Annotated in this window: 28 protein-coding genes and 2 pseudogenes; 19 read left to right on the top strand and 11 right to left on the bottom strand. The window is 71.9% G+C overall.

What is annotated here, in order from left to right; genetic code table 11:
- Positions 1-29: 29 nt before the first annotated feature.
- The gene (locus ACIHEJ_RS07355) at positions 30-458 is read right to left on the bottom strand and encodes an SRPBCC family protein (RefSeq protein ID WP_400132778.1); all 429 of its coding nucleotides are present in this window, start codon (positions 456-458) and stop codon (positions 30-32) included.
- Between the two features lie 244 nt (positions 459-702).
- On the opposite strand from ACIHEJ_RS07355, the gene ACIHEJ_RS07350 reads away from it, so the two are divergent.
- The 3 genes from ACIHEJ_RS07350 (at position 703) to ACIHEJ_RS07340 (ending at position 3473) form a co-directional block, all read left to right on the top strand.
- Positions 703-1284, top strand: a complete 582-nt coding sequence (locus ACIHEJ_RS07350; protein ID WP_400132776.1) for a Clp protease N-terminal domain-containing protein — start codon at positions 703-705, stop codon at positions 1282-1284.
- A gap of 46 nt (positions 1285-1330) precedes the next feature.
- A complete protein-coding gene (locus ACIHEJ_RS07345) occupies positions 1331-2335 on the top strand; it encodes an EamA family transporter (protein WP_400132774.1) in 1005 nt (334 codons plus the stop codon).
- Positions 2336-2528: 193 nt separating this feature from the next.
- The gene (locus ACIHEJ_RS07340) at positions 2529-3473 is read left to right on the top strand and encodes a DMT family transporter (protein WP_400132772.1); all 945 of its coding nucleotides are present in this window, start codon (positions 2529-2531) and stop codon (positions 3471-3473) included.
- 10 nt (positions 3474-3483) lie between these two features.
- Here ACIHEJ_RS07340 and ACIHEJ_RS07335 read toward each other — a convergent pair whose 3' ends face one another.
- Positions 3484-4167 (bottom strand): pyridoxamine 5'-phosphate oxidase family protein, encoded by a 684-nt coding sequence (locus ACIHEJ_RS07335; RefSeq protein ID WP_400132771.1) that lies wholly within the window; start codon positions 4165-4167, stop codon positions 3484-3486.
- A gap of 69 nt (positions 4168-4236) precedes the next feature.
- Here ACIHEJ_RS07335 and ACIHEJ_RS07330 point away from each other — a divergent pair, with 69 nt between their 5' ends.
- A complete protein-coding gene (locus ACIHEJ_RS07330; protein WP_400132769.1) occupies positions 4237-5568 on the top strand; it encodes an aminotransferase class I/II-fold pyridoxal phosphate-dependent enzyme in 1332 nt (443 codons plus the stop codon).
- A 158-nt stretch (positions 5569-5726) separates the two neighbouring features.
- The gene (locus ACIHEJ_RS07325) at positions 5727-6392 is read left to right on the top strand and encodes a hypothetical protein (RefSeq protein ID WP_400132767.1); all 666 of its coding nucleotides are present in this window, start codon (positions 5727-5729) and stop codon (positions 6390-6392) included.
- Positions 6393-6420: 28 nt separating this feature from the next.
- On the opposite strand, the gene ACIHEJ_RS07320 is transcribed toward ACIHEJ_RS07325, so the two are convergent.
- Entirely contained in the window at positions 6421-7365 is a 945-nt protein-coding gene (locus ACIHEJ_RS07320; RefSeq protein WP_400132765.1) for a DMT family transporter, read from the bottom strand.
- 75 nt (positions 7366-7440) lie between these two features.
- On the opposite strand from ACIHEJ_RS07320, the gene ACIHEJ_RS07315 reads away from it, so the two are divergent.
- The gene (locus ACIHEJ_RS07315) at positions 7441-8343 is read left to right on the top strand and encodes a LysR family transcriptional regulator (RefSeq protein ID WP_400132764.1); all 903 of its coding nucleotides are present in this window, start codon (positions 7441-7443) and stop codon (positions 8341-8343) included.
- 3 nt (positions 8344-8346) lie between these two features.
- On the opposite strand, the gene ACIHEJ_RS07310 is transcribed toward ACIHEJ_RS07315, so the two are convergent.
- Positions 8347-8817, bottom strand: a complete 471-nt coding sequence (locus ACIHEJ_RS07310) for a pyridoxamine 5'-phosphate oxidase family protein (RefSeq protein ID WP_400132762.1) — start codon at positions 8815-8817, stop codon at positions 8347-8349.
- Between the two features lie 148 nt (positions 8818-8965).
- Between ACIHEJ_RS07310 and ACIHEJ_RS07305 the strand changes: the two genes are divergently transcribed.
- Positions 8966-9610: a cysteine hydrolase gene (locus ACIHEJ_RS07305; RefSeq protein WP_400132760.1), complete on the top strand. Its 645-nt coding sequence runs from the start codon at positions 8966-8968 to the stop codon at positions 9608-9610.
- Between the two features lie 6 nt (positions 9611-9616).
- On the opposite strand, the gene ACIHEJ_RS07300 is transcribed toward ACIHEJ_RS07305, so the two are convergent.
- A complete protein-coding gene (locus ACIHEJ_RS07300; RefSeq protein WP_400132758.1) occupies positions 9617-10111 on the bottom strand; it encodes a Rieske (2Fe-2S) protein in 495 nt (164 codons plus the stop codon).
- Between the two features lie 170 nt (positions 10112-10281).
- On the opposite strand from ACIHEJ_RS07300, the gene ACIHEJ_RS07295 reads away from it, so the two are divergent.
- The 7 genes from ACIHEJ_RS07295 to ACIHEJ_RS07265 all read left to right on the top strand — a co-directional run bounded on the left by ACIHEJ_RS07295 (position 10282) and on the right by ACIHEJ_RS07265 (position 16690).
- Positions 10282-11046: a HipA family kinase gene (locus tag ACIHEJ_RS07295; protein WP_400132756.1), complete on the top strand. Its 765-nt coding sequence runs from the start codon at positions 10282-10284 to the stop codon at positions 11044-11046.
- Positions 11043-11492, top strand: coding sequence for a DUF3037 domain-containing protein (locus tag ACIHEJ_RS07290; protein WP_400132754.1), 450 nt, complete (start codon positions 11043-11045; stop codon positions 11490-11492). Before ACIHEJ_RS07295 ends, ACIHEJ_RS07290 begins: the two co-directional genes overlap by 4 nt.
- 148 nt (positions 11493-11640) lie before the next feature.
- Positions 11641-12402, top strand: coding sequence for a 3-oxoacyl-ACP reductase FabG (gene fabG / locus ACIHEJ_RS07285; RefSeq protein WP_400132752.1), 762 nt, complete (start codon positions 11641-11643; stop codon positions 12400-12402).
- Positions 12403-12414: 12 nt separating this feature from the next.
- Positions 12415-13179, top strand: a complete 765-nt coding sequence (locus ACIHEJ_RS07280; protein WP_400132750.1) for an SDR family oxidoreductase — start codon at positions 12415-12417, stop codon at positions 13177-13179.
- Positions 13180-13367: 188 nt separating this feature from the next.
- The gene (locus ACIHEJ_RS07275; RefSeq protein WP_400132749.1) at positions 13368-14945 is read left to right on the top strand and encodes an ABC transporter substrate-binding protein; all 1578 of its coding nucleotides are present in this window, start codon (positions 13368-13370) and stop codon (positions 14943-14945) included.
- Between the two features lie 107 nt (positions 14946-15052).
- Positions 15053-15745 (top strand): uracil-DNA glycosylase, encoded by a 693-nt coding sequence (gene ung / locus ACIHEJ_RS07270; RefSeq protein WP_400132747.1) that lies wholly within the window; start codon positions 15053-15055, stop codon positions 15743-15745.
- A gap of 423 nt (positions 15746-16168) precedes the next feature.
- Entirely contained in the window at positions 16169-16690 is a 522-nt protein-coding gene (locus ACIHEJ_RS07265; RefSeq protein WP_400132745.1) for a hypothetical protein, read from the top strand.
- A gap of 15 nt (positions 16691-16705) precedes the next feature.
- Here ACIHEJ_RS07265 and ACIHEJ_RS07260 read toward each other — a convergent pair whose 3' ends face one another.
- The 3 genes and pseudogenes from ACIHEJ_RS07260 to ACIHEJ_RS07250 form a co-directional block, all read right to left on the bottom strand.
- Positions 16706-17182: a hypothetical protein gene (locus ACIHEJ_RS07260; protein ID WP_400132742.1), complete on the bottom strand. Its 477-nt coding sequence runs from the start codon at positions 17180-17182 to the stop codon at positions 16706-16708.
- A 191-nt stretch (positions 17183-17373) separates the two neighbouring features.
- Positions 17374-17547, bottom strand: a pseudogene (locus ACIHEJ_RS07255) (DUF664 domain-containing protein); the annotation flags it as partial.
- Positions 17548-17588: 41 nt separating this feature from the next.
- A pseudogene (locus tag ACIHEJ_RS07250) lies at positions 17589-18107 on the bottom strand (TetR/AcrR family transcriptional regulator); the annotation flags it as partial.
- 44 nt (positions 18108-18151) lie between these two features.
- Between ACIHEJ_RS07250 and ACIHEJ_RS07245 the strand changes: the two are divergent.
- Positions 18152-18472 carry a hypothetical protein gene (locus ACIHEJ_RS07245; protein ID WP_400132740.1) on the top strand — a complete coding sequence of 107 codons (321 nt, stop codon included), beginning with the start codon at positions 18152-18154 and terminating at the stop codon, positions 18470-18472.
- Complete coding sequence (locus ACIHEJ_RS07240) at positions 18469-19380, top strand: Gfo/Idh/MocA family protein (RefSeq protein ID WP_400132738.1); 912 nt, start codon at positions 18469-18471, stop codon at positions 19378-19380. Before ACIHEJ_RS07245 ends, ACIHEJ_RS07240 begins: the two co-directional genes overlap by 4 nt.
- Here ACIHEJ_RS07240 and lnt read toward each other — a convergent pair.
- The 3 genes from lnt to ACIHEJ_RS07225 form a co-directional block, all read right to left on the bottom strand.
- Positions 19298-20872 (bottom strand): apolipoprotein N-acyltransferase, encoded by a 1575-nt coding sequence (lnt, locus tag ACIHEJ_RS07235; RefSeq protein ID WP_400132737.1) that lies wholly within the window; start codon positions 20870-20872, stop codon positions 19298-19300. The two genes, ACIHEJ_RS07240 and lnt, sit on opposite strands and share 83 nt — an antisense overlap.
- Positions 20873-20950: 78 nt before the next feature.
- The gene (locus ACIHEJ_RS07230) at positions 20951-21427 is read right to left on the bottom strand and encodes a nuclear transport factor 2 family protein (protein WP_400132735.1); all 477 of its coding nucleotides are present in this window, start codon (positions 21425-21427) and stop codon (positions 20951-20953) included.
- 248 nt (positions 21428-21675) lie between these two features.
- Entirely contained in the window at positions 21676-22290 is a 615-nt protein-coding gene (locus tag ACIHEJ_RS07225) for a TetR/AcrR family transcriptional regulator (protein ID WP_400132733.1), read from the bottom strand.
- Positions 22291-22421: 131 nt separating this feature from the next.
- Between ACIHEJ_RS07225 and ACIHEJ_RS07220 the strand changes: the two genes are divergently transcribed.
- The 3 genes from ACIHEJ_RS07220 (at position 22422) to ACIHEJ_RS07210 (ending at position 25043) form a co-directional block, all read left to right on the top strand.
- Positions 22422-23339: an alpha/beta fold hydrolase gene (locus tag ACIHEJ_RS07220; RefSeq protein WP_400132731.1), complete on the top strand. Its 918-nt coding sequence runs from the start codon at positions 22422-22424 to the stop codon at positions 23337-23339.
- A 225-nt stretch (positions 23340-23564) separates the two neighbouring features.
- Entirely contained in the window at positions 23565-24290 is a 726-nt protein-coding gene (locus tag ACIHEJ_RS07215; protein ID WP_400132729.1) for a DUF4839 domain-containing protein, read from the top strand.
- A 102-nt stretch (positions 24291-24392) separates the two neighbouring features.
- Positions 24393-25043, top strand: coding sequence for a hypothetical protein (locus ACIHEJ_RS07210; protein ID WP_400132727.1), 651 nt, complete (start codon positions 24393-24395; stop codon positions 25041-25043).
- Positions 25044-25288 lie beyond the last annotated feature (245 nt).

The following is a 25288-nucleotide window of genomic DNA, read 5'->3' as shown; positions in this document are numbered from 1 at the left end:
CCTCCGCGGGGCGCTTCCCCTGTCCGTGCTCAGGCGACGAGACCGGCCAGTTTGCGCAGCGACTCGTTCAGGGCGGCCGTCGCCGAGTCCTTGAGCTTGCCCGCCATCAGCGACACCGCGGCGCCGGTGAACTCGCCGTCGATGCGGACGGTGGTGGCGTTCCCGTCGGGGGTGAGCGTGTAGCGGGTGGCGACGGTCACCGCCATCGGGCCCTTGCCCCGGATGCCGAACACCCGGGCCGGCTCCAGCTCCTCGATGGTCCACTCGACCTCCGCCGGGAAGCCCATCAGCTTCATGTTCTCCTGGAAGGTCCCGCCCACCGCCAGGGTCTGCGGGCCGCCCTTCGGGAAGCTGGTGTGGGTGGCGTTCCACTCCGCGTGCGACGGCCAGTCGGTGAGTTGCGCCCACACCTTCTCGGCCGGTGCCTGGATGCGTGCCTCCGCGCTGACTTCGGCCATGCGACCACCCCTTCGGTTCGGCCGTACCGGGCTACGGTGTCGCGGAACGTAGCCGCAGGGGCGTGAACATTCAATACTGATGAACCGTCAGGAATGCGGGGCGGTCGACGCCGAACTCGGGCTCTCCGGCCGGATCTCCTCCGTGAGGATGAGATCCCGGTGGGCGATGTCCACTCTGTGTGGGACGCGAGAATGGTTCCCCTCGTGGATGACTCGGCCGGGTGTGGCTGATGGGGTGGTGGATGTGCACCCCCGTACAGCCCGCCGGACCCCTCCTGACGAGACGGCCGCGCACACGGACGACGATGCCGCGCTCGGCGCCGAGCTGGCGGCGGTGGTCGCCGGTGCCCGGCGCAGGGCCGTCCGGGACGGGGACCGGCAGATCGACACCGCCCACCTGCTGCACTCCCTCCTGGAGCACGACCCCGAGGTCCGTGCCGCCGTGGGCGGGCCGCCGCAGCTCGCCCGGCTGTTCGGCTACCTCGTGCAGCGCAGCATCGGCTACGGACTGCGCTGGCAGGCCGGCGTGGAGGACTCCGGCGTGATCGGCGTCGTACCCGGACCGGCCGGTGCCGAGGCCGTCCGCCCCGCCGACCGCGACGGCGAGGCCGGGCGCGCCGGCTGCTGGTCGCCCACGGCCGCCGCCGCGATGGCGGACGCCCGCGGCCGGGCCCGGCGCCGTGGCGTGACCCGCGTCGGCGGCACCGACCTGCTCGCCGCCCTCGTGGCCGACCCGGGCTCCCGGGCCGTCGAGGTCCTCGAACGGGCGGGCATCCGCACCCGCGACCTGCACACGCGGATCGACTCGGGGATGTCCATCTCCTGAGACAGGTGTCATCGAGGGTGACGCTCCTGTCGTCGCCTGTCATCATGTGCCGGTGCATACGTCTGAGAGCAGTCAGGGCAGCCGTGGCAGGGGGGTCGGGCTCGGTCTCGCGCTCGCCTCGGCACTGGCCTTCGGTGGGTCAGGGGTCGCCGCGAAGCCGTTGATCGAGGCGGGACTCGACCCGCTGCACGTGGTGTGGTTGCGGGTGACCGGCGCCGCCCTGGTCATGCTCCCGCTCGCCGTACGGCACCGCGCCCTGCTGCGCCGCCGCCCCGCGCTGCTCGCCGGGTTCGGGCTGCTCGCCGTCGCCGGTGTCCAGGCCTGCTACTTCGCCGCGCTCTCCCGGATCCCGGTGGGCGTGGCACTGCTCATCGAGTACCTGGCTCCCGCCCTGGTGCTGGGCTGGGTGCGGTTCGTGCAACGGCGGCCGGTGACGCGCGCCGCCGCGCTAGGCGTGGTCCTCGCCGCCGGCGGCCTGGCCTGCGTCGTGGAGGTGTGGTCGGGGCTGAGCTTCGACGCCCTGGGCCTGCTGTGCGCGCTCGGCGCCGCCTGCTGCCAGGTCGGCTACTTCGTCCTGTCCGACCAGGGCAGCGACGCGGGCGACGCGGCCCCCGATCCGCTCGGTGTCATCGCCTACGGGCTGCTCTTCGGCTCCGCCGTGCTGACGCTCGTCGCCCGCCCCTGGAGCATGCACTGGTCGGTGCTGGCCGGCTCCGCGGACATGAACGGCACCGCCGTGCCGGCCGTCGCCCTGCTGGCCTGGATCGTGCTGATCGCCACGGTCGTCGCGTACATCACCGGCGTGCTCTCCGTACGGCGGCTTTCCCCGCAGGTCGCCGGGGTCGTCGCCTGCCTGGAGGCGGTGATAGCCACCGTGCTGGCCTGGGTGCTGCTCGGCGAGCACCTGTCGGCGCCGCAGGTGGCCGGTGGCGCGGTGGTGCTCGTCGGTGCGTTCATCGCCCAGTCCTCGACCCCCGCCAAGGGATCCGCCGAGCCGGTCGCCGGCGGTGGCGCGGAGAGGGAGTTGTCGGCCCGGGGCACGACTGCCTAAGGTGTCGATCATGCCGTCGAACGCACTCGTCCTTCCGCCTCCGGCCGCCTGAGGCGGGCCTCCGGGAGACGTGCCGGGCGCGATCGCGCCGGGCTGGACGGTGCTGCCCGCAGACGAAGTCCGCGCGCCCCGCAGCAGCGGGATCGCCCTCGAACTTCCGCACCCTCGGGTGCGCCTCTGCGGAGAAAATCCCTTGTCGAACGCTGCTACTGGCCTGCCCGTCGGGCGTGGCCTGCTCTACCTGATCGTCACCGGTGCCGCCTGGGGCACCGCGGGCGCCGCCGCATCCCTGGTCTACCGGACCAGTGACATGGGCGCCTTCGGCCTCTCCTTCTGGCGCTGCGCGCTGGGGCTCGTGCTGCTGCTGGCGGGCCGCGGTCTGCGCCCGGGCGTCCGGCCGGCCGCCGCCGTACCGCTGCGCCGCCGGACCGGCCGGGCCGTGGCCACCGGACTCGGCCTCGCCGTGTTCCAGACCGCCTACTTCGCGGCCGTGCAGTCCACCGGGCTCGCCGTCGCCACCGTCGTCACCCTCGGCGCGGGCCCCGTGCTCATCGCGCTCGGCGCCCGGCTGCTGCTCGGGGAGCGGCTCGGTGCCGGTGGGATCCTCGCCGTCGCCGGAGCGGTCACCGGTCTGGTGGTCCTCACCCTCGGGGGCTCGGCCGCGACGGTCCGTCCGGCGGGCGTGCTCCAAGCCCTGCTGTCGGCGGCGGGCTACGGTGCCATGACCCTGCTCACCCGCCGGTGGGGCCGGGACGGCGGAGCCGACGCCTCCGACACCACGGTGTGGTCCTTCACCGTCACCGCGCTGTGCCTGCTGCCGCCGGCGGTGTACGAGGGCCTGCTCCCGCACACCGAGCACCCGGCCCGGCTGCTGTGGCTCCTGCTGTACATCGCCGCCGTGCCCACGGCCCTCGCGTACGCCCTGTACTTCGCGGGAGCGGCCGTCGTACGCTCCGCCACCGTCTCCGTGATCATGCTGCTGGAGCCGGTGACGGCGGCCGTGCTCGCCGTCGCCCTGCTCGGGGAGCGGCTCACGGCGGCCACCGCCGCGGGCACCCTGCTCCTGCTCGGCGCGGTGGCGGGCCTGGCGGTGAGCGAGGCCCGCGGGTCCGGCCGCCGGGCACCGGCTCCCGTGTGACGGCCCGGTCCTACAGCGCCGCCAGGTAGTCCGGCAGCTGGATGCCGGGCGTCAGCTCGGCATCGGCGACGGGCGCCTCGTAGCCCGTGCGGAGCGGGACGACCCCGGCCCAGTGGGGGAGGGCCAGGTCCTCGGGTTCGTCGTTCACGCCACCGGCGCGGACCTTGGCCGAGACCTCCTCCAGGTCCAGCCGGATCACCGCGGTGGCGGCCAGCTCCTTCTTGTTCGCGGGCCGGGAGTCGGCGGCGCGCCCCGGTACGACGTGGTCCACCAGTGCGTCCAGGGCCAGCCGCCGCTCCTCGGGGTCGGTGACCTCGTGCGCGACCCCGTGCACCACGACCGAGCGGTAGTTGATCGAGTGATGGAAGGCGGACCGGGCCAGCACCAGCCCGTCGACGTGCGTCACCGTCAGGCACACCGGCAGCCCCGGGTCCGCCTGGCCGGTCATCCGCAGCGGGCGGGAACCGGTGGACCCGTGGACGTAGAGCCGCTCGCCGACCCGGCCGTACAGCGTCGGCAGCACCACCGGGGCGCCGTCGCGGACGAAGCCGAGGTGGCAGACGTATCCCTCGTCCAATATCGCGTGCACCAGTTCCCGGTCGTACGACGCCCGGTCCGCGGAGCGGGTGGGTGTGGTGCGGTCGGTGGGGGCGTAGGCGGCGGACTGCGGCTGTTCCTCGGTCGTCACCTGCATGACGGGTCCTTCCCTGACGAGCTGCGAGCTGTGGTGCGTTTTCTATTGCACTAGTGCATAATGTTCTTTGTGCTAGGAGAGTATCGGATCGAAGGGCGTGGCGCAGCCGAGATCGCGGCCGACGTCGAGCGCGCAGTCGGGGCCGGAGAGCTGTCGCCGGGCCAACTCCTGCCGCCCATGCGCGAGTTGGCGGCCCAGTTGGGGGTGAACCCGAACACGGTCGCCGCGGCCTATCGCACCCTGCGCGAGCGTGGGGTGATCGAGACCGCCGGCCGGCGGGGGAGCCGGATCCGGCCCAGGCCGGCCACCACCGGCCGTGAGGAGCTCCGCGTGGAGGTCCCCGCCGGCGGCCGTGACCTGTCCACCGGCAACCCCGACCCGGAGCTGCTGCCCCGCCTCGCCCCGGCCCTGGCCGCCGCGGCGGAGGAGGGGGACCGCCGTCCCGTCCTGTACGGCGACGACCCCCTGGACGCCGATCTCGTCCGCATCGCCCGTGCCGAGCTGGCCGCGGACGGAGTCCCGGCCGCTCCGCTGACCGTCACGTCCGGCTCCCTCGACGCCGTCGAGCGCATTCTCCTGGCGCACCTCAAGCCGGGCGACGCGGTCGCCGTGGAGGATCCCGGCTGGGGCAGCCTCCTCGACCTGATCCCCGCTCTCGGGCTGCGCACGGTCCCGGTCGGCCTGGACGACGACGGTCCCCGCCCCGACGACCTGCGCCGAGCCCTGGAGTCCGGGGCCCGCGCCCTGATCGTCACCGACCGCGCCCAGAACCCGACCGGCGCCTCGGTCACCGCCACGCGCGCGCGTGCCCTGCGTGCGCTGCTGCGGGACCACCCGCGGACCCTGCTCGTGGAGGACGACCACGGGCACGGCATCGTCGACCTCCCGCTGCACGCCCTCGCGGGCGTCACCCGGCACTGGGCCCTCGTCCGCTCCGTCGCCAAGGCCTACGGCCCCGACCTGCGTCTGGCCGTCCTCGCCGGCGACACGGTCACCGTGGACCGGGTGCGGGGGCGTCAGCGTCTGGGCCCCGGCTGGGTGAGCCTGCTGCTGCAGCGGGCCGTGGTCGAGCTGTGGACGCAGGGGGCGGTGGACCGGGAGAGGGTGGCGAAGGCGTACGGAGGCCGGAGGGACGCGCTGGTCGACGCGCTGGCGGAGCGCGGGGTCGCGGCGCACGGCCGCAGCGGGATGAACGTGTGGGTGCCGGTGCCCGACGAGACCGGCGCGGTGGCCCGTCTCGTGCAGTCGGGCTGGGCGGTCGCCCCGGGTGCCCGGTTCCGTCTCGCGTCCCCGCCGGGCATCCGCCTCACGGTGTCGACGCTCACCCAGCGGGACATCGCCCCGCTGGCGGACGCGGTGGCGGCGGCGGTACGTCCGTCCCCGGCGCGGGCGTACGGCTAGGGAGCTTCGTCCGGATCAGTCCGGGTTCGCCCTGATCCGGACGAAACCCCCTGGCCCGCCTGCTGCGGTCGCGGGGCGGACGCCGTCCGGCGGGAGCGGGACCGGTGCTCGACCGCTCGAGTCGCGAGCGGCGAACCCGGCCCCGACGATGGAGAAGAATGACCATCGACCCCAGGGACGGCACCATGGCCGTGAGACGACTCAGCGGCTCCGGAAGGGCTCGGCGCCGGATCGCCGTGGGCGGTGCCCTCGGCACCCTCCTCCTCACCGGCACCCTCGCCGCCTGCGGCAACGGAAACGGTCAGCACTCCGGTCCGTCACCCCGGGCCAGCGCCTCGAGTACGCCGAACGCCTCGTCGTTCTCCGGAACACCGCCGTCGGCCATGGCGTCCTCGGCCTCCGCGGCGATCAGCTCGGCGCGCGCCTCCGCATCCGCGGCGGCGTCGTCCGCCTCGGCCCGCGCCTCCGAGTTCGAGGCATCGGTGGACGCCGAGACCCAGCGCAGGAGTACGACGGCGCAACAGGCCCTGAAGGACGTCAAGGGGCAGGGCAACGCCCTCTCCGAAGTCTCGATGACGGGCATGCCGAGAGCGCAGACCGGCGGAGTGCTCGCCGTGCTGGTCACCGTCACCAACCGGACCCACAGCAAAGCCTCCTATGCCGTGCAGGTGGACTTCAAGAGCGCCGACGGCAAGGTGGTCGAGACCCGGTACGTCGGCGCGGAGCACCTCGAACCCGGGAAGAAGGAGCAGACCATCACCTTCAGCCACCAGCCACCGGAGCCGAAGCTGACGCCCGTTCTCGCCAAGGCGCAGCGCTACTGAGGCCGGGCCCCGCGGCGGGCTCCGACCGCTACGCGTCCTTCCCCGGCCGCAACTGGGTGAGAGCGGCCCCCGCCAGCACCACCACGGCACCCGCCGGTGTGCTCCAGCGCAGCGACTCCCCGAGAATCGCCACCCCCGCGGCCGTGGCGATGACCGGGATGAAGTACGTGACCATCTGCGCCGTGGTGGGCCCGACCTCGGCCACCAGGCCGTACTGGATCAGCACCGCGAGCCCCGTGCCGAACGCGCCCAGCGCGGCGATCGCCAGCAGCGGAACGAGCGAGAAGTGCGCGGGGAAAGAGGTGAACAGCGGCGTCACCACGGCCAGCTGCACCGTCGCCAGCAGCAGTTGCGCGCCCGTCATCGACAGGTGCGAGTTGCCGGTCCCGGCCAGCGTCCGCCGGACGTAGATCCATCCCACCGGATAGCTCAGCGAGGCGAGCAGGGCCATCGCCGTACCCGTGGCATCCAGACCGTGGAAGCCCTGCCACGCGCCCAGCACCGTCAGCACCCCGAGGAAGCCGAGACCGAGCCCGGCCACGCGGACCCGGGTCGGCCGGTCCTCGGAGAGGGCGACCAGCGACAGCGCCATCCCCCAGAGAGGAGATGTGGCGTTGCAGATGCCCGCCAGCGTCGACGGGATCGTCAGCTCCGAGTAGGCGAACAGCGAGAACGGCAGGGCGTTCAGGAAGAACGCGGAGACCGCCATGTGGCCCCACAGCCGGGCCCCGCGCGGCAGCCGCTCCCGCTTGACGGCCATCGCCGCTCCCAGCACGGCGGTACCGAACACCAGCCGCCCGAGTGTGACCTGGAAGGGGGCGTAGCCGTCCGTGCCCACCTTGATCAGCAGGAAGCTGAAGCCCCAGATCAGGGACAGCGCGCCGAAGCGGAGCCGCCAGTCGAGGCGGAGCCGCGGCCGGGCGGGGGCGGGGGACTCGGCGGAACGGCTGCGGGGTGTGGTGACTGCGCTCATGACGTACACGATGCTAAACGACAACCTCGTAGCACAATCGAGATTTCTCACCCGGTACCTCTTAGAATCACTTACATGTTGAACCTCGAGCGCCTGCGCACTCTCGACGCCCTCGCCCGGCACGGCTCGGTCAGCGCGGCGGCCGACGCCCTGCACGTCACCACGTCCGCGGTCTCCCAACAACTGGGCAAGCTGGAGCGGGAGGTCGGCCAGCGGCTCCTCGCCAAGAACGGCCGGGGCGTGCGGCTCACGGACGCCGGCCGGCTGCTGTCGGAGCACGCGGCGCGCATCCTGTCCCAGGTCGAGCTGGCCGAGTCCGACCTGGAGGCGCAGCGCGGGCAGGTCGTCGGAGAACTGAGGCTCTCGGCGTTCCCGACCGCCGCCCGGGGACTCTTCCCCGCGGCGCTCGGCGCCCTGCGGGCCGCACACCCCGGGCTGCGGGTGCGCTCCAGCGAACTGGAGCCGGAACAGGGCATCGCCGCGGTCGTGCGCGGCGACCTGGATCTCGCCGTGGTCCTGGACTGGTACAACAAGCCGATGCCCGTGCCCGACGGCCTGGTCAAGGCTCCCCTGCTGGACGACCCGGCCGATGTCGCCCTGCCCGTCGGGCACCGGCTCGCCGACCGGGACGAGGTGGACCTCACCGAGTTCGCCGAGGACGAGTGGATCACCTGGGGCGAGGGCGAGTTCTGCCACGAGTGGCTGATGTTCACGCTGCGGTCCAAGGGTGTGGAGCCGATCGTGGGGCACCGCGCGGGCGAGACCCACACCCAGCTCGGCCTCGTCGCCTCCGGGCTGGGGGTGTGCATCGCCCCGCTGCTGGGCCGCCATCCGGTGCCCGACGGCGTGGTCATGATCCCGCTCAGTCAGCGGGTGCGCCGCCATGTCTACGTCGTCTGGCGGGCCGACGCCGACCGCCGCCCCTCGATCCGCGCGGCGGTGGAGGCCCTGCGCACGGCGGCGCAGCAGCTCGGCTGAGCCCTACATCCCGCCCAGTTTCCGGAAGTCCCAGGAGACGATCTTCTCCGGAGTCAGCCGCGCCCAGGCGTGCCGGCCGTCGTGCGGCATCTCGTCCAGGCCGAAGTTCTTGCGCGCGAACAGCGTCTCCGCCGTGTCCAGTTCCGCGCACAGCTCCCCGGTGCGCGGCGCCTCGCCCACGAACTCGACCCGGCCGGACAGCTCGACCCCGCGCAGCTGGTCGTACTCCTCGCCCGAGTCGACCACGACCGCGACCCGCGGGTCGCGGCGCAACTGGGCCCAGCGCCGGCTGCGCACCACCGAGTACAGCCACAGCGAGCTGCCGTCCCAGGCGAACCACAGCGCGCTCACGTGCGGTGTGCCGTCCGCCGAGACGGTGGCCACCCGGCAGGTGCGCTGGGTGGTGAGGAACTCGTCCAGCTCCCCGGGCGTCATCATGATCTTCCGGCCCCGGCGCTGCTGAGTGACGGTCATGCGGCCCCCTCTTCTCCCACGTCGTGCAAGAGAACTATCGTGTCCAGATGATCCTCTGACAACACGTCAGAAAAGAGAACGGGTCATTTCCGAACGGTTCACTTCCGAACGGTTCGTGTTCGAACGGTCGTCTTCGAAGGGGCGCGCCATGCCGTCGTACGCACAGCTCAGCGAACTCCTCGACCCCGCCGGCACCGTCCTGCTCACCGTGGAGTGCCAGCAGGGGGTCGTCGGCCCGGACAGCGCCCTGCCCGAGCTCGCCCGTGTGGCCCGCTCGTCCGGCGTCCTGGCCAACATCGCCCGGCTGGTGGCCGCCGCCCACGAGGCCGGTGTCCAGGTCGTCCACGCGGTCGCCGAGCGCCGCCCGGACGGCCGGGGCGCCAGCCGCAACGCCCGCCTGTTCCGCGCCGCCGAACGGCTCCCCGTGCAGCAGCTCACCGGCAGCACCGCCGTCCGGGTGGCGCCCCCGATCGAGGTCGCGGCGGAGGACCTCGTCGTACGACGGCTGCACGGCCTGTCCCCGCTGCACGGCACCGACGCGGACGCCCTGCTGCGCAACCTCGGCTGCCGCACGCTGGTCGTCACCGGGGTCTCCGCCAACGTGGCGATACCCAACGCGGTGTTCGACGCCGTCAACCTCGGCTACACGGCCGTGGTCCCGGCCGACGCCATCGCGGGGGTGCCGGCCGACTACACCCCCGCGATGATCCGCAACACCCTCGCGCTGGTCGCCACGGTGACGTCCACCGACGAGGTGCTCGGCTGCCTGAAAGGGCCGGGCAGGCGCACCTGAGGCGGCTCAGGCCAGCTTGATCTCGTCGCCGGAGACGCTGATCTTCTCCTCGGCCAGCGGCTGGGTCGCCGGCCCCTGCTTCACGCTGCCGTCCGCCGCGGAGAAGTGGCTGTTGTGGCACGGGCAGACGATCACGCCGTTCGCCACACTGCCCACCGCGCATCCCTGGTGGGTGCACTTGGCCGAGAAGGCCTTGAACTGGCCCGCGGTCGGCTGGGTGACGACCACGCCCTGGTCCTTGAAGATCTTGCCGCCGCCCTCCGGGATGTCGGAGGTCTTGGCGAGCGCGGCGCCGCCGGCGGCGCCGCCGCTGGAGCCGGTGCTCCCCGTCGTCCCGGTGGAGCCGGAGGAACCGTCCCCGGCCCCGGCATTGACCGTGTCGGACGACTTGTCGCCCGAACCGCAGGCGGTCAGCGCGGCGGCGAGCCCGGCCGCTCCGGCTGCCGCCACGACCGTACGGCGGGCCGGTCCCGCGAGTGGCTGGGGCGTTGCGCTGCTCATGTGGGGTTCCCTTCCGCGAAGCTTCTCGTGATCCGTCCAGGGGTACGGTCCTGGCGCACCACCTGTTCAGACGGGCACTCAGATCTTCGCCGCTCGGGGGTGTGACAGCCGTGAGCCACGCCTGTGGGCAACCTGTCGTCCGAGCATCGGTGCCCCAGTAACCTGGGGCGATGCTCAAGGAAGTCACCGCGACCCGCTACATCACGCCCCTGCGTGAGGGGGGCTCGCTGCCGGGGCTCGTCGAGGCCGACGACTTCGGGACCTACGTCATGAAGTTCACCGGCGCCGGACAGGGCCGCAAGACCCTGGTCGCCGAGGTGGTGTGCGGTGAACTCGCCCGCCGCCTCGGCTTCCGGATGCCCCGGCTGGTCACCGTCCGGCTGGATCCCGTCCTCGGGCTGGGCGAGCCCGAGCAGCAGGTGCAGGACCTGCTCAGGTCCAGCGGCGGCACCAACCTCGGCATGGACTTCCTCTCCGGCGCCCTCGGCTTCGACCCGCTCGCCTTCCCGGCGGACCCCGAGGAGGCCGGGCGGATCGTCTGGTTCGACGCCCTGATCAACAACGTGGACCGGTCCTGGCGCAACCCCAACCTGCTCGTGCACCGCGACGAGCTGTGGCTCATCGACCACGGCGCGACGATGATCTGGCACCACAACTGGCCCTCCGCCGAATCCTCCGCGGCCCGCCCCTACGACGCCTCCGACCACGCCCTGGCCCGTTTCGCCCCGGACGTCACCGCCGCCGCGGCCGAGCTGGCACCCCGGGTCACCGCGGACCTCCTCGCCGAGGTCACCGCCGAGATCCCCGACGCCTGGCTCACCGACGAGCCCGGCTTCGAGAGCCCGGACGATCTGCGCCGGGCCTACGCGGGGCCGCTGCTCGCGCGGGCGCGAGTCGTCCACGAACGCATCACCGGCATCGAGGGGACCAAGTGAGCGAGACCCACATCCACATGGCCGGCCATGTCACCGAGCGGCACATCACCCGGGCGGGCCAGGGCGGCGACCGGGACGTGTTCGAGTACGCGCTGCTGCGGGTCGTACCACGGGTGGAGCGCGGCGAGTGCGTCAACGCGGGCGTGGTCGTCTACTGCCGCGCGCGAGGCTACGTCGGCGCCCGCACCCATCTGGACGAGACCCGGCTGCTCGCCCTCGACCCGCGGGCCGACGTGGCCGGGGTCCGGGCCGCGCTCGGCGCGATCGAGCGGCACTGCGCGGGCGGCGAGGAGGCCGGACAGGCGGCCGGGGACGACGCCGGGCGCCGGTTCCGCTGGCTGATCGCGCCCCGCTCCACCGTCGTGCAGCCCGGTCCCGTGCACACCGGCCTCACCGCCGACCCGGCCGCCGAGACGGAGCGCCTGCTGGACCTCCTGGTGAGGTAATGGATCACACCGGCCCGGTGTGCCGTTGACACCGGGTGCCAGGGCTTCTAGCGTCACGTGTGCTGAAGGTACTAAGCGGTCGCTCACCGCACCGGGGCCCACTTTCGAGGGCCCCCACAGGTTCTCTCAAGGGCGAGGAGAAGCAGCAATGTCCACCACTGAACAGCGGGTCGCGCTAGTCACCGGCGCGGCGCGCGGCATCGGCGCCGCCACCGCCGTACGACTGGCCGCCGAGGGTCGCGCGGTCGCCGTGATCGACCTCGACGAGGCCGCCTGCAAGGACACCGTCGAGAAGATCACCGCCGCCGGCGGCAAGGCCGTCGCGGTCGGCGCCGACGTCTCCGACGAGGCGCAGGTCGAGGCCGCGATCGCCCGGATCGTCGAGGAGCTGGGCGCCCCGACGATCCTGGTCAACAACGCGGGCGTGCTGCGCGACAACCTGCTGTTCAAGATGAGCGTCTCCGACTGGGACACCGTCATGAACGTGCACCTGCGCGGCTCCTTCCTGATGACCAAGGCCGTCCAGAAGCACATGGTCGACGCGGGCTTCGGCCGGGTCGTCAACCTCTCCTCCTCGTCGGCGCTCGGCAACCGCGGCCAGGTCAACTACTCCGCCGCCAAGGCCGGCCTGCAGGGCTTCACCAAGACCCTCGCCATCGAGCTGGGCAAGTTCGGCATCACCGCCAACGCCGTCGCCCCCGGCTTCATCGCCACCGAGATGACCAAGGCGACCGCCGACCGCGTCGGCATGGGCTTCGACGACTTCAAGAAGGCCGCCGCCACCCAGATCCCGGTGCAGCGCGTCGGCGAGCCCGAGGACATCGCCAACGCCATCGCCTTCTTCACCGGCGAGGCGGCCGGCTTCGTCTCCGGCCAGGTGCTGTACGTCGCCGGCGGACCGCTCAACTAAGGGAACGGGTACATGACTTCCGCTGAACTCCCCGAGCTGTCGGGCAAGGTCGCCCTCGTCACGGGCGCCAGCCGCGGCATCGGCTACGGCGTCGCCGAGGCGCTGGTCGCCCGCGGCGACCGGGTGTGCATCACCGGCCGCAACGAGGACGCCCTGAAGGAGGCCGTCGAGAAGCTCGGCTCGGACCGGGTCATCGGCGTCGCCGGCAAGGCGCACGACCTCGACCACCAGACCGAGGTCGTCGAGCGCACCATGGAGGCATTCGGCCGCCTCGACTTCCTGATCAACAACGCGGGCACCAACCCGGTGTTCGGCCCGATCGCGGACCTCGACCTGAACGTCGCCCGCAAGGTGTTCGAGACGAACGTCATCTCCGCGCTCGGCTTCGCCCAGAAGTCCTGGCACGCCTGGCAGAAGGACAACGGCGGCGCGATCGTCAACATCGCCTCGATCGCGGGCCTCGCGCCCTCGCCTTTCATCGGCGCCTACGGCGTCAGCAAGGCCGCGATGATCAACCTGACCCAGCAGCTCGCGCACGAGTTCGCCCCGAAGGTGCGGGTCAACGCCATCGCCCCGGCCGTGGTCAAGACCAAGTTCGCGCAGGCCCTGTACGAGGGCCGGGAGGAGGAGGCGGCCGCCTCCTACCCGCTCGCCCGGCTCGGCGTGCCTGCCGACATCGGCGGTGCCGCCGCGTTCCTCACCTCCGAGCAGTCCGACTGGGTCACCGGTCAGACGCTGGTCGTGGACGGCGGACTGTTCCTCAACGCCGGAGTGTGAGCTCAAGTTCCGGGCGCCGATTTTCGGACACAACGGCGCCCGGAACGCCCGCTGGTATCCGCACAGCGGACTGACAACGTCGTCATCGCGAAGTCGATCAAGAAGTCCTCTTTCAGAGGAGGTTCAGGAGACCGAACGCTGCGATAAGGTCTGCCGACCCTTGGTACGGCAGATCGAGGAGCGTGCGCGTGTTCAACCGGAACCGATTCCTGCGGAGAGTCGCGGCGATCGCGTCCATATCCCTGGTTGCGGGTTGCAGTCTGCTGTCCGACGGCGATCCCGACAGCAAGGGGCCGATCGTCGTGGGGACCACCAGCGCCCCGAGCACGCTGGACCCTGCCGGGGCCTGGGACGGTTCCTGGGAGCTGTTCCGCAACATCTACCAGACGCTCGTCGCCTATCCGAACGGCGCCACCACCCCGCAGCCCGACGCCGCCGAGAGCTGCTCGTTCACCGACGCAGGCAGCCGTACCTACCGCTGCACGCTGCGCGCGGACATGAAGTTCGCCGACGGTGACCCGCTGAACGCCAAGGCCGTCAAGCACTCCATCGACCGCATCCGCACCATCAACGCCCCCGGTGGTCCCGCGGGGCTGCTCGGCAGCCTGGACCGGGTGGAGGCCGTCGGTGACCGCGGGGTCGTCTTCCACCTCAACAAGTCCGACGCCACCTTCCCCTTCGTGCTGGCCACGCCCGCCATGTCGATCGTCGACCCGGACGAGTACCCGGCCGGCTCGCTGCGCAAGGACGACCAGGTCTTCGGCTCCGGGCCGTACAAGCTGCAGTCCTACGAGGACGACAAGCAGGCCGTCCTGGTCAGCAACGGCAACTACAAGGGCTTCGCCAAGCGCCAGAACGACGCGGTGACCATCCGCTACTTCCAGGACTCCGCGGGCATGGTCAAGGCGCTGCGCGACAAGCAGATCGACGTCACCTACCGCGGTCTCGCCGCCGACGACATCGTCGCGCTGCAGCAGCACGCCGACACCACCCTGCAGCTGGTCGACGGCGCGGGCACCGACATCAGCTACCTGGTGTTCAACCCCAAGGACCCCTGGGCGAAGCAGCCCGCCGTGCGCAAGGCCGTGGCCCAGGTCGTGGACCGGGGCGCGATCGCGCACAAGGTCTACAAGGACACCGTCGACCCGCTGTACTCGATGGTCCCGAAGGGTCTCACCGGCCACACCACCGGCTTCTTCGACGAGTACGGCGACCCGAGCGTGCCCAAGGCCCGCAAGATCCTCTCGGACGCGGGGATCACCCAGCGCGTCCCGCTCACCTTCTGGTACACCACCGACCGCTACGGCTCCGAGACCGCGCTGATGTTCCAGGAGCTGAAGCGGCAGCTGGACGACTCGGGGCTGTTCACCGTCACCCTCAAGAGCCGCCCCTGGAAGACCTATGTGGTCGGCTACCAGAAGGGCGAGTACCCGGTGTTCGGGCGCGGCTGGTTCCCGGACTTCCCGGACGCGGACAACTTCATCGCCCCGTTCGTCGGTGAGCACAACGCACTCGGCACGCCCTATCCGGCCAAGGAGATCACCGACCGGCTGCTGCCGCACTCGCGCGCGGAGAGCGACCGCGCCGAGACGGTCAAGGACATGGAGCAGGCCCAGCAGGTCATCGTGAACGACTCCCGGCTGATCCCGCTGTGGCAGGGGCGGCAGTTCGTGGCGGCCAGCGAGGACATCTCCGGTGGCGAGCAGGCCCTCGACCCGTCGACGATCATGATGATGTGGGCGCTGCACCGCAAGACCAGCTGGTGATTGCGGTCGAAGGCCCTCGTAGCACCGGTTGTCAGTGGTCGCCTGTAGGTTCTGAGACCTGGAAGTGACCGCACGCCGTAGTTGCTAGACATCGTGAGGACGTTGACGTGACCGACATCGCCATGCTGCCCGAGTCCTGGCGCGGGGTTCTGGGTGACGAGCTGCAGCAGCCCTACTTCAAGGAGCTGACCGAGTTCGTCGAGGACGAGCGGGCGAAGGGTCCCGTCTACCCGCCGCGCGAGGAGGTCTTCGCCGCGCTGGACGCGACGCCGTACGACAAGGTCAAGGTGCTGGTCCTGGGTCAGGACCCGTACCACGGCGAGGGCCAGGGGCACGGCCTGTGCTTCTCGGTCCGTCCCGGTGTGAAGACCCCGCCGTCCCTGCGCAACATCTACAAGGAGATGCAGGAGGAGCTGGGGCTGCCGGTCCCGGACAACGGCTATCTGATGCCGTGGGCCGAGCAGGGGGTCCTGCTGCTGAACGCGGTGCTGACGGTCCGGGCGGGCGAGGCGAACTCGCACAAGGGCAAGGGCTGGGAGAAGTTCACCGACGCGGTGATCCGCGCGGTGGCCTCCCGGCCGGACCCGGCGGTCTTCGTCCTCTGGGGCAACTACGCGCAGAAGAAGCTCCCGCTGATCGACGAGACGCGGCACGTGGTGGTGAAGGGCGCGCACCCCTCCCCGCTGTCCGCGAAGAAGTTCTTCGGTTCCCGCCCCTTCACCCAGATCAACGAGGCGATCGCCGCCCAGGGCCACACCCCGATCGACTGGCGCGTCCCGAACTTGTCCGAACGGGTCTGAGCCGGGTGAGCCGAGCCGGGACGGGGCTGTGGTGGGCGGGCGCGCCCGGCCGGGCCGTATGTCCGGCGAGGCGGCGCGGCGGCGCTGCGCCAGGCCCCTCGTCTTCCGCCGGGCCGCGTCGCCTCGGCCAGGTGCCTTGCCCGCCGCCGGGGCCGCCACCCTCCGGGCAGTGCTCCGGTCGGGGCCGACTGCGCCGGCCGCCACCCTCCGCCGGGCCTCGCTTCCAGCAGGGGTGTGCCCGCGTCACGGGCGGTGCTGCTGGGACCCGTCGGTTCCGCCAGGAGCCGTATCCCGGCGAGCCGTGACCCCCGGTCGGTCCATGGCCCTGCCTGCCGGGCTCTGCTGCCGGGGGTGGCTGACCGGGAATCGGTGCTCGGGCGGCTAGCGTCGGGGCAGGTCGGGTGACGGCGGTCGGAGGGTGTGGTGGTGGAGCGACAGGGCCAGGCGGTGCCGGACGCCGTGCTGACGCGGATCGGGCAGGTGGTGATGCTGCACCACGGTGGTGACCGTGAGGAGGCCCGCAGCCGCTTCCTGGACCTGTGGGCCGAGATCGGTGAGGACGGTGACCCGCTGCACCGTTGCACCCTCGCCCACTACCTCGCCGACACCCAGGACGATCCGGCGGACGAACTCGCCTGGGACCTCAGGGCGTTGTCCGCGGCGGAGGAACTGGCCGAGGCCCACGCGGGGGGCGACCCGCTCAGCGTGCGCGGGTTCTTCCCTTCCCTGCACCTCAACCTGGCCGCCGACTACGTCAAGCTCGGCCGCGCCGAGGCCGCCCGCAGCCATCTGCGCCGCGCCCGCAGCGCCGCGGGAGCCCTGTCGGACGACGGTTACGGCGACGGCGTCCGGGCCGCGATCAGCCGACTGGAGCTGCGGCTGGAAGAGGGCCGGCCCCCGGGCGACGGCCGGTCCTGGGGGCCGCCACGCCAGCGGCCCAGCTGAACGGCTCGGTGCCGCTCAGTGTCCGTACGTCTGCTCGCAGATCACCGACTCCGGACTGTCCCCGCGCCAGCCGCCGTACGTCCTGCCGAGGGCGCACACGTCCGGGGGCGTGGCGACCGGCCGGGAGAGGTCCGGGACCTGCGTGTGCGATCGCCGGGGGTGGTCGGGGTGTGGCCGGGGGCGCGGGGGAGCGGGTGGGGCCGCGGGCCGGTGCCGACGGGGGACCGGGGGTGCCGCTGCGGCCGGGTGCACGGCCGTCGGCGTCGGATGCCCCGGACGCCGGGACGGTCCGACCATCTCCAGTGCCTCCCGGGCCGGTGCCTGCACCACCCGGGGCTCCGCGCTGCCGTCCGGCCGGGGCACCGACGGCTGCGCGGGCGCCGCGTCCGGTGGGGGACCGGGGCTTGCCGGACCGTGTACGGTCGTGCAGCCGGAGAGGGCCGAGACGGCCACGGTGATCAGAAGCGCTGCGGTGGTCGTCGTTCGATGCACCCGCCCAACTCTGCTGGTTCCGCCTCCGGTTGGCACCAGGGAGCCGAGGCCGATGCCCCCGCACGGGTGATCTCGTGCCCCGTGCGGGTGGCTTCGCCGCGCCGGAGCTGACGTTCGGTCACCGGTGGAACCGTCGATCCGCTCACGGATCGGATCGGCGTGGCCGTGGTGCCGGGCGTGCTCCGTCATGTGCGGACCAGACCCATCAGGGACAGCTCGGAGGGCGGCGCACCGCGGCGGTGCGCAGTTGTTCCTCGGTCAGGCGCTCGCACTTGTGAGCCGGCGTCCGGCGGCGGTCGTCCAACCAGCCCTCCGGCATGTCGCGTTCACCGGCGTTCGGGGCGCTCACGGCGTTCGCTCGTCATGTCCGTATCGTCGCCCGCCGCCGCCGTCCTCCCCAGCGGTTTCACCGGCCCAGCATGCCCGCCAGCAGCTCTCGCAGGCCCGTGCGGATCTCCTCCAGCTCCGGCACCTCGGAGCTGAAGGACCCGGCGGCGCAGGAGAACATCAGCCCGTCCGCCCAGGCGACCAGTGACAGCACGTGGCGGTCCGGGTCCGGTGAGCCCACGGCCGTGAGCATCGCGGCCAGCTGTTCCTTGAAGACGGCGCCCGTCCGGTCGTAGAAGGCCCGCAGCTCGGGGCGGCGCGTGGCTTCCAGGGCCAGTTCGTAGCGGGCGATCAGCAGTTCGCGGCCCCGGGTCAGGGAACGGTGGACCGCGAGGGCGAGCGCGGTGGTCAGCGCGTCGACTCCGCCGGGCGGATCCGGCATCTCCGCCGGCGCCAGCACCCGGGCCTCCCGTTCCGCGTGCCGGCGCACCGCCAGCTCCAGCAGCGCCTGCCGGGTGCGCGCCACGTTCGACGTGGAGCCGAGCGGCAGTCCGGCCGCCTCGTCCACCGCCCGGTGGGTCAGCCCGCGCATCCCCCGGCCACAGCGGCCGGGTCGCCCTCCTCGGCGACGCGGCCCACGCCATGCCGCCGACCCTCGGCCAGGGCGGCAACCAGGCGATCGAGGACGCCGTCGTGCTCGCCCACCACGCGGACGACCTGCCCGCCTACACCGCCGCCCGCCTCCCGCGCACCACCGCCGTCGCCCGCCGGGCCGTCCGGGTGGCCCGCCTCGACATGGTGGGCAACCCCGCCGCCGTCGCCGTACGCGACACGTTGATCGCCGCCCTGTCGAAGGCCGGACCGGCGCTGTTCCTGCGTGGCTTCGACGGCATCGCCGACTGGCGGCCCCCGTATGCTTCCGGGGAGGCACACGCAGGCAAGCGGGAGAGGGAGCGCACGTGAAGGTCGGCTGCATCGGGCTCGGGGACATCGCGCAGAAGGCATATCTGCCGGTGCTGGGTATGCAGCCCGGGATCGACCTGCACCTGCAGACCCGGACGCCCGCGACCCTCGACCGGGTCGCCGACACCTTGCGCCTGCCGGCGGACCGGCGGCACACCACGCTCGACTCCCTGCTCGACGCCGGCCTGGACGCGGCCTTCGTGCACGCGCCCACCGCCGTCCACCCCGAGATCGTCACCCGGCTGCTGGAGGCGGGCGTCCCCACCTACGTGGACAAGCCGCTCGCCTACGAACTCGCCGACTCCGAGCGGCTGGTGGCACTCGCAGAGCAGCGGGACGTCTCCCTGGCCGTCGGCTTCAACCGCAGGTACGCACCCGGGTACACGCAGTGCCTGGACCACCCGCGCGAGCTGATCCTCATGCGGAAGAACCGCATCGGGCTGCCCGAGGAACCGCGCTCGATGATCCTGGACGACTTCATCCATGTCGTCGACACCCTGCGCTTCCTGGTGCCGGGCCCGGTCGACGACGTGACGGTGCATGCCCGCGTGGCGGAAGGGCTCGTGCACCACGTCGTCCTCCAGCTCGGTGGGGACGGCTTCACCGCGCTCGGCGTGATGAACCGGCTCAGCGGCTCCACCGAGGAGATCCTGGAGGTCTCCGGCCAGGACACCAAGCGCGAGGTGCTCAACCTCGCCGAGGTCGTCGACCACAAGGGACAGCCGACCGTGCGCCGGCGCGGCGACTGGGTGCCGGTGGCCCGGCAGCGCGGCATCGAGCAGGCGGTGCTGGCCTTCCTCGACGCCGTCCGCGCGGGCAAGCTGCTCAGCGCGAGTGACGCGCTGGCGACTCATGAGCTGTGCGAGCGCGTGGTACGAGCGGTGCAGGACCGCTGCGGCGCAGCCTGACCGCCCGCGCCCCCTCCGTCACACACAGCGCGGCCAGCACCAACAGCGCTGCGTGCACCGGCCAGTCGCCGTAGCGGACGTACGGGGTGACGCCGTGCGCGAGCGGTACGTCGTACACATGGGCGGTGCTCGCCTCGGTGCCCAGCCACGGGCCGAGGCGCTGCCCGCTCGGGCCGTACACCGCGGAGACGCCCGTCAGGGTCGCGTGAACCATCGGGCGCCCGGTCTCGGCGGCCCGCAGGGCGGCCAGTGAGGCGTGCTGCTCCGGCGCCCAGCTGCTCTGGAACGACGAGGTGGAGGACTGGCCGAGGAGGAGGTCCGCACCGTCGTCGGCGAGGTGCCGGCTCATGTCCGGGAACGCCGTCTCGAAGCAGACCAGCGGGCCGATCCGCAGCCCGTGGCCGGCGTCCATCACGACCTGCTCGCCACCCCGCCTGCGGTCCTCGCCGGCCGCCTTGCCGACCGAGGTGGCCCAGCCGAGGAGCGAGCGCGCGGGTATGTACTCGCCGAAGGGGACGAGCCGCATCTTGTCGTACCGGTCGCCGGTGAAGCCGTTCGGGCCGATCAGCACCGAACTCTTGTAGATGCCGGGCCGGTCGGAGCGGCGGGCGTCCACGTTCACCAGCACGTCGGCGCCGGTCTCGCGGGACAGCACGGCGATCCGGCGGGCCAGGTCGGGTCGGTCACTCAGGTCGAAGCCGACACTGGACTCTCCCCATACGACCAGGTCGACGCCCTGTCCGGCGAGCCGCCGGGTCTGCTGTTCCTCGCGTTCGAAGCGCTTCTCACCGCTGTCCCGACCGTCCACGACCCCCGGCTGGACGACCGCGACGCGGGCCTGTCCGTCGACCTGCGGGCCGGGCGCCCACGCCCACGCGGCCGAGGTCGCCGCGGCCGTGGCGACCAGCGAGGCCACGGCCGGTACGCGTGCCTCGCGCACGGACAGCAGAACGGCCGCCGCCACATTGACCGCCACCACCAGGAAACTGAGCAGCCACACCCCGCCGACCGAGGCGAGCCGCAGCGCCGGGCCGACCTGCCACTGACTGGCGCCCAGCATGCCCCACGGGCCGCCGAGCCCCTGCCAGGACCGGACCAGCTCCACCATCAGCCAGGCGGACGGCAGCACCAGCAGCGCGGCGGCGCACCGGCCCGGCGACGGCACCCCGCCGAGGAACCGGCGCACCAGCCAGCCCCAGGGCGCCCACAGCACCCCCAGCAGCAGGGCTATCAGGAAGATGAACACGTGCAGGCTCGGCAGCAGCCAGTGGTGCACGGCCACCAGGAAGCCGAAGCCGCCGCACCAGCCGTCGTACGCCGCCCGCCGCCCGGTGGGCGCCGCGCGGGCCAGCAGGATCCAGGGGACCAGGGCGACGTACGCGAACCACCACAGCGACGGCGCCGGGAACGCGAGCACGGGCAGGGCACCCGCGACGGCGGCGGCGACGGAGCGCCGCCAGGGGGAGGTCAGCCACTGGTCGATCGTCCTCATATGGACCCTCCCTACCCAGCCATGGCTTCAGTGTGCGCGCCGGAAGGGATCTTTGTCAGGGGGAGTTCCCCGCTCCTTCTACGGGGCGGCGGTCTCCTCGGCCGGCAGCCGGCGCCACTTCTCCTCGACGACCACCTCGCGCAGCCGCCAGCCCTCGGCTGTGCGTAGCAGCGCGAAGGCGTACCGGCCCCCGCACACCAGGTCGGGCGCGCCGGAACCGCCGTCGGCCGCGAACCGCATCGGATTGAAGTAGTCGGCGCGCACCTGCGCGGTGTCGCCGGCGTCGTGCTCCAGCAGACCGAACCGCACCTGGCGGTTGACGATCAGATGCTGCCGCATGGCGAACAGGGCCAGGCTCTCGGCCAGCCATCCGGCGACCCGCTCCGCATCGCCCTCGATGCCGCCCGCCGAACGGTAGTCGGCCCGGCCGTCCCGGGTGAACAGCTTCCGGTAGGCCCCCCAGTCGCCGTCGTCCACAGCCATCGCGTACGAGGTGATCATCTCGTCCACGGCCAGCCGGTCGATCACGGTCGCGAGCTCCGCGCGCTGTGTCATCGGCACAGTGTTGGGCATGCGCGGCGAGGTTCCAAGAGGGCGTGCGGGGATATTCGGTCGTGCACCACCCGGTGGACACCGGAACCTGTCCTGGTGAACGAGCAGCAGTCGAAGTCGACGAACAAGCGGTCGACCTGAACGAACAGCAGGTCGAACCCGAACCGAAGTTCCGCATCCGGGCCCGGTGCACGGACACCACGGTCACCGGCCACCAGCCCCAGGAGGCGCTCGCTCGAGGGCCGCACCGGTCAGTCGTGAACATCGCCGCGGAAGATCCGGTCCACGTGGTGGTGCAGGACTTCGGCGGCCGCCTCGGGGCTGCGCTGCCCGACGAGGACGCTGGTGCCGAGTCCCGCCGACATGGCGAGCAGGCCGACCGCCTCGAACCGCGGGTCCACGCCGGGGTTCAGGAGACCCGCGTCTCCGGCCTGCTCGAGGAGCCCGGTCAGCGCCTCCTCGGCGGCGTCAGGATCTTTGACGAAGGGCTGGGCGGCCAGCGCCTGGTCGGTCACGGCGAGAACCGCGTACGAGGTGTACAGCAGGTGGAAGGTGCGGCTTTCTTCGTCGGTCGGCAACGCCGCCATCAGTAGCGCCTCCACCGTTGCCCGCGGGCCCGGGCCGCCTTCGGCCGCCGCGAGCCGGGCGGCGACGCGCTCCCCGAATCTCTCCGTGAGCCGCTGAAGGCCGAAGAGGAGCAGCTTCTCCTTGGTCTCGAAGTAGTACTGGACCAGCCGCAGTGACACGTCGGCCTCGGCCGCCACGTCGCGCATCCCCACGGCATGCAGCCCGCGTCGCCCGGCGACGCGGATGAGGGCCCCGGCGATCTCATTACGTCGCTGTGCGTGGTCCACACGCTTCGGCATTTCCCTGCCTCCGCCCTCGGTCTCCGCTGAGCAGCCCTCCCGTGGGACCCAGCCCTTTCATGGTACCGCCGTATCAAATTGATGGTACGGTCGTACCACGAACAAGGTGATCGCGCAGGAGGTGGCCATCCGTGCCTGGGACCAGGACCCGTGACAACGTCAGGCCCGATGTGGGGCGGTACGTCAACGACCATCTGCGCGACCGCTACTTCGCCGCCTGCGACGCCCTGTACGCCCTGGGGGCACGGGCTGTCGCGGAGACCGATGTGGAGACCAGCTTCGGGACGACACACGTCTACCGGTACGGCCCGACCGACTCGGCCGACGAGCCCCGGATCCCCGTCGTCCTGCTGCACGGCGCCGGCAGCTGCTCCGCGATGTGGTACCCGAACACCCCCGCGCTGAGCCTCGAACGGACCGTGTACGCGATCGACACCCCCGGTGACCCGGGCCGCAGCGTGCAGCGTGAGGCCATCCACCAGCCCGAACGTGCCGCGCTGTGGCTCGACGAGACACTCGGCGAACTCGGGCTCGACCGCGTTCACCTCGTCGGTTCCTCGTACGGCGGATGGCTCGCCCTGAATCAGGCGCACCACAGGCCCGGCCGTCTCGCTTCGGTCACCCTGCTCGACCCCGGCGGCCTGGAGAAGGTCGGACTGCGCTTCTTCGTCTGGATCTTCATCAGCCTGTTCGCGACCTTCGCCCCCAAGGCTCTGCGCCCACGACTGGCGCGCTGGCTCGAGCAGCCGGTCCTGATCGTGCCGGAACTGCGCACGATGATCAGGGCGGGCGTCCGGGCCTATCGCATACGACGCCCGGCGCCGCTTCCCCTCACGGAGGAGGAGCTGTCCACCGTGCGCACCCCGCTCTATCTGGTGCTCGGCAAGCGCAGCCTTCTGGTGCACCCCCGGCGGCAGGTGGAGCGCGTTCCGCGACTCGTGCCCGGCGCCAAGGCCGAGATCGTCTCGGACACCGGCCACGGACCGCAGATCGACCACGCCGACGAGGTCAACCGTCGCATCCTCGACTTCATGGACTCCGTCGGCTGACACCGGTGAAGGGTGCGGTGAGACCCGGATGCGGGCTCCGGCCGGGCACGGTCCTGCGCGTGCCGGGATGAGGACCGGGTCCTCTTCCCCGGCCACCCCGCCACGGACGTGCGGGAGGAAGCCGAACGCGCGGCAGCCGAGATCACCGCATCCACCAGACGCTGAGGGCCCTATGCTCACGAGGCAGTTGGTGCCAACAGTCCATTCGGGGGGGCGCGGAGCCGCATGGCCGACGAGATCAAGTACGAGTACAAGACCGTGCGGGCAGTTCGCGGCACCGACGGCCTGATCATCTCGAAGATGCGGAAGGACGGCTGGGAGCTCGTAGAACAGGTCCAGGGCACGCTTCGTTCCACCCTCACCTTCCGCCGGCCGAAGAAACCGCAGCCGTGGCTCCTGATCGGCGCGGCAGTCGCCGTCCTCGTGGTCCTGGCCATCGTCATCGGCGCTGCCTCCGCACTCAGCGGTGGAGGCGAGACGCAGGAGGGGGCGGGCAAGTCGGCGGCCACTGTGAGCGAGAAGCCTTCCGCCACGCCGACTCCGACCGCAGCCGACTCGGCCGCCACCGAGGTGATCACGCCTCAGAACAACCCGGATTTCGGGAAGCTGCTGAAGGCGGACTCGTGCGACGACGCGAACCTGAACTTCGCGACCAGACACAAGGGCGAGACGGTCGCGTTCAACGGCTCGATCGTGAACATGGCGCACCACGGTGACTACCGCACCCGCTACGACTTCCTCCTGGGCCCAGGTGACAAGGGACCGAACACGGCGGCCGGCCCCGCCTTCAAGTACGAAGACGTCGACATCCTCGACCTGAATCTGACCGGCAGGAAGATCCCCGCCACCGTCGGCGAAGGCGACAAGTTCCGTTTCGTCGCCGAGGTGGGCGAGTTCAACGCGGACCAGTGCGTCTTCTTCCTCGACCCGGTCTCGACGGAAGTCCGGTAGTCATGAGCCTGTGAGTCCGGCGGCCCGCCCTGGTCGGGGATGCAGCCGCCCGGTGCTCGGAGCTGTGTCGGGTGAACCCGCTGAAGTATGGATCATGGTTGCGTGACGAAGTGGACGAAGAAGGAACCGCCGGTCGAGCGGCCCGGCCCTGAGCCGGAACTTTCCACGTACCAGCAGGCGATGCGGCAAAGGCTCCTCGCGGCTCCGGTGGTACCGGCGCCCGAGCCCTGGCAGCGCACTGCCTACGCCCCGGTGGGCGGGCTTCTCGGGATCGGCTTCGCCTCGCACCCGGGCACCGGCCGCGACTTGGTGATGGTCGTCTCGCACGACGGGCACGGTCTCTTCGACGCCGTCACCGGGGAGAGGATCGCGCGGGACCGTGATCCTGACCCCGAGGACGACGGCCGCGACGTGGATCCCGCTCTGTGGTGTCGGGGGTTGGGACCGGTCGCCGGAAGCAGGGTGCGCGTCGCCGGACTCTTCGGAGGAGGCCTTCACACCACCAGCGGAGACGGTTGGAAGCTGGAGGTCGTCACCCCGACCTGGCCGAACGAACGCGTCCTGCTCTCCCGCGACGGTGGATTGCCGCACTCCGGTCCGTACGGGGAGGGCTGGTGGCACATCTTCCACTCCCACTACTCCGAGCTCCGTGCCGCTGGATTCTCGCCCTCCGGGCAGACCCTTGCCGTGGCGACGAGCAGCGATCTGTCCCTGTGGAGTCGCGGAACCGTGGACGGGGGAAGCGGCGCGTAGAACGTGGGGCGGCGGTCCCGGAAGGCGTCCGTCATCCAGCGCGTGGGACGAGTCGAGCCGTCAAGCGGTGAAATCAGAAATTCCCGGACTGCGATTTCCGCCGCGGGCTTCCGGGGGAAAGAGCGCACAGTTTCATGCGTCCTGCGAGAGCGTCAGAAGATAGTGATCCGACAGGGTGCCGGCAACATTCGGCACCGTGTGCGCGCCTTCCGTGTCCGGCCGGTCTTCGCTCCTGTGTCCCCTCG

Source organism: Streptomyces sp. NPDC052301 (assembly GCF_044593395.1).
GTDB lineage: Bacteria > Actinomycetota > Actinomycetes > Streptomycetales > Streptomycetaceae > Streptomyces.
Note: the sequence above shows the minus strand (reverse complement) of the source record. Positions and strands in the feature narration are given on the sequence as shown.

Coding starts and splice junctions, on each gene's coding strand:
- ACIHEJ_RS07355 (WP_400132778.1), bottom strand. CDS start 458: ATGGCCGAAGTCAGCGCGGAGGCACGCATCCAGGCACCGGCCGAGAAG.
- ACIHEJ_RS07335 (WP_400132771.1), bottom strand. CDS start 4,167: ATGCAGGTGACGACCGAGGAACAGCCGCAGTCCGCCGCCTACGCCCCC.
- ACIHEJ_RS07325 (WP_400132767.1), top strand. CDS start 5,727: ATGACCATCGACCCCAGGGACGGCACCATGGCCGTGAGACGACTCAGC.
- ACIHEJ_RS07320 (WP_400132765.1), bottom strand. CDS start 7,365: ATGAGCGCAGTCACCACACCCCGCAGCCGTTCCGCCGAGTCCCCCGCC.
- ACIHEJ_RS07315 (WP_400132764.1), top strand. CDS start 7,441: ATGTTGAACCTCGAGCGCCTGCGCACTCTCGACGCCCTCGCCCGGCAC.
- ACIHEJ_RS07310 (WP_400132762.1), bottom strand. CDS start 8,817: ATGACCGTCACTCAGCAGCGCCGGGGCCGGAAGATCATGATGACGCCC.
- ACIHEJ_RS07305 (WP_400132760.1), top strand. CDS start 8,966: ATGCCGTCGTACGCACAGCTCAGCGAACTCCTCGACCCCGCCGGCACC.
- ACIHEJ_RS07300 (WP_400132758.1), bottom strand. CDS start 10,111: ATGAGCAGCGCAACGCCCCAGCCACTCGCGGGACCGGCCCGCCGTACG.
- ACIHEJ_RS07295 (WP_400132756.1), top strand. CDS start 10,282: ATGCTCAAGGAAGTCACCGCGACCCGCTACATCACGCCCCTGCGTGAG.
- fabG (WP_400132752.1), top strand. CDS start 11,641: ATGTCCACCACTGAACAGCGGGTCGCGCTAGTCACCGGCGCGGCGCGC.
- ACIHEJ_RS07280 (WP_400132750.1), top strand. CDS start 12,415: ATGACTTCCGCTGAACTCCCCGAGCTGTCGGGCAAGGTCGCCCTCGTC.
- ACIHEJ_RS07245 (WP_400132740.1), top strand. CDS start 18,152: ATGCCGCCGACCCTCGGCCAGGGCGGCAACCAGGCGATCGAGGACGCC.
- lnt (WP_400132737.1), bottom strand. CDS start 20,872: ATGAGGACGATCGACCAGTGGCTGACCTCCCCCTGGCGGCGCTCCGTC.
- ACIHEJ_RS07230 (WP_400132735.1), bottom strand. CDS start 21,427: ATGACACAGCGCGCGGAGCTCGCGACCGTGATCGACCGGCTGGCCGTG.
- ACIHEJ_RS07225 (WP_400132733.1), bottom strand. CDS start 22,290: ATGCCGAAGCGTGTGGACCACGCACAGCGACGTAATGAGATCGCCGGG.
- ACIHEJ_RS07215 (WP_400132729.1), top strand. CDS start 23,565: ATGGCCGACGAGATCAAGTACGAGTACAAGACCGTGCGGGCAGTTCGC.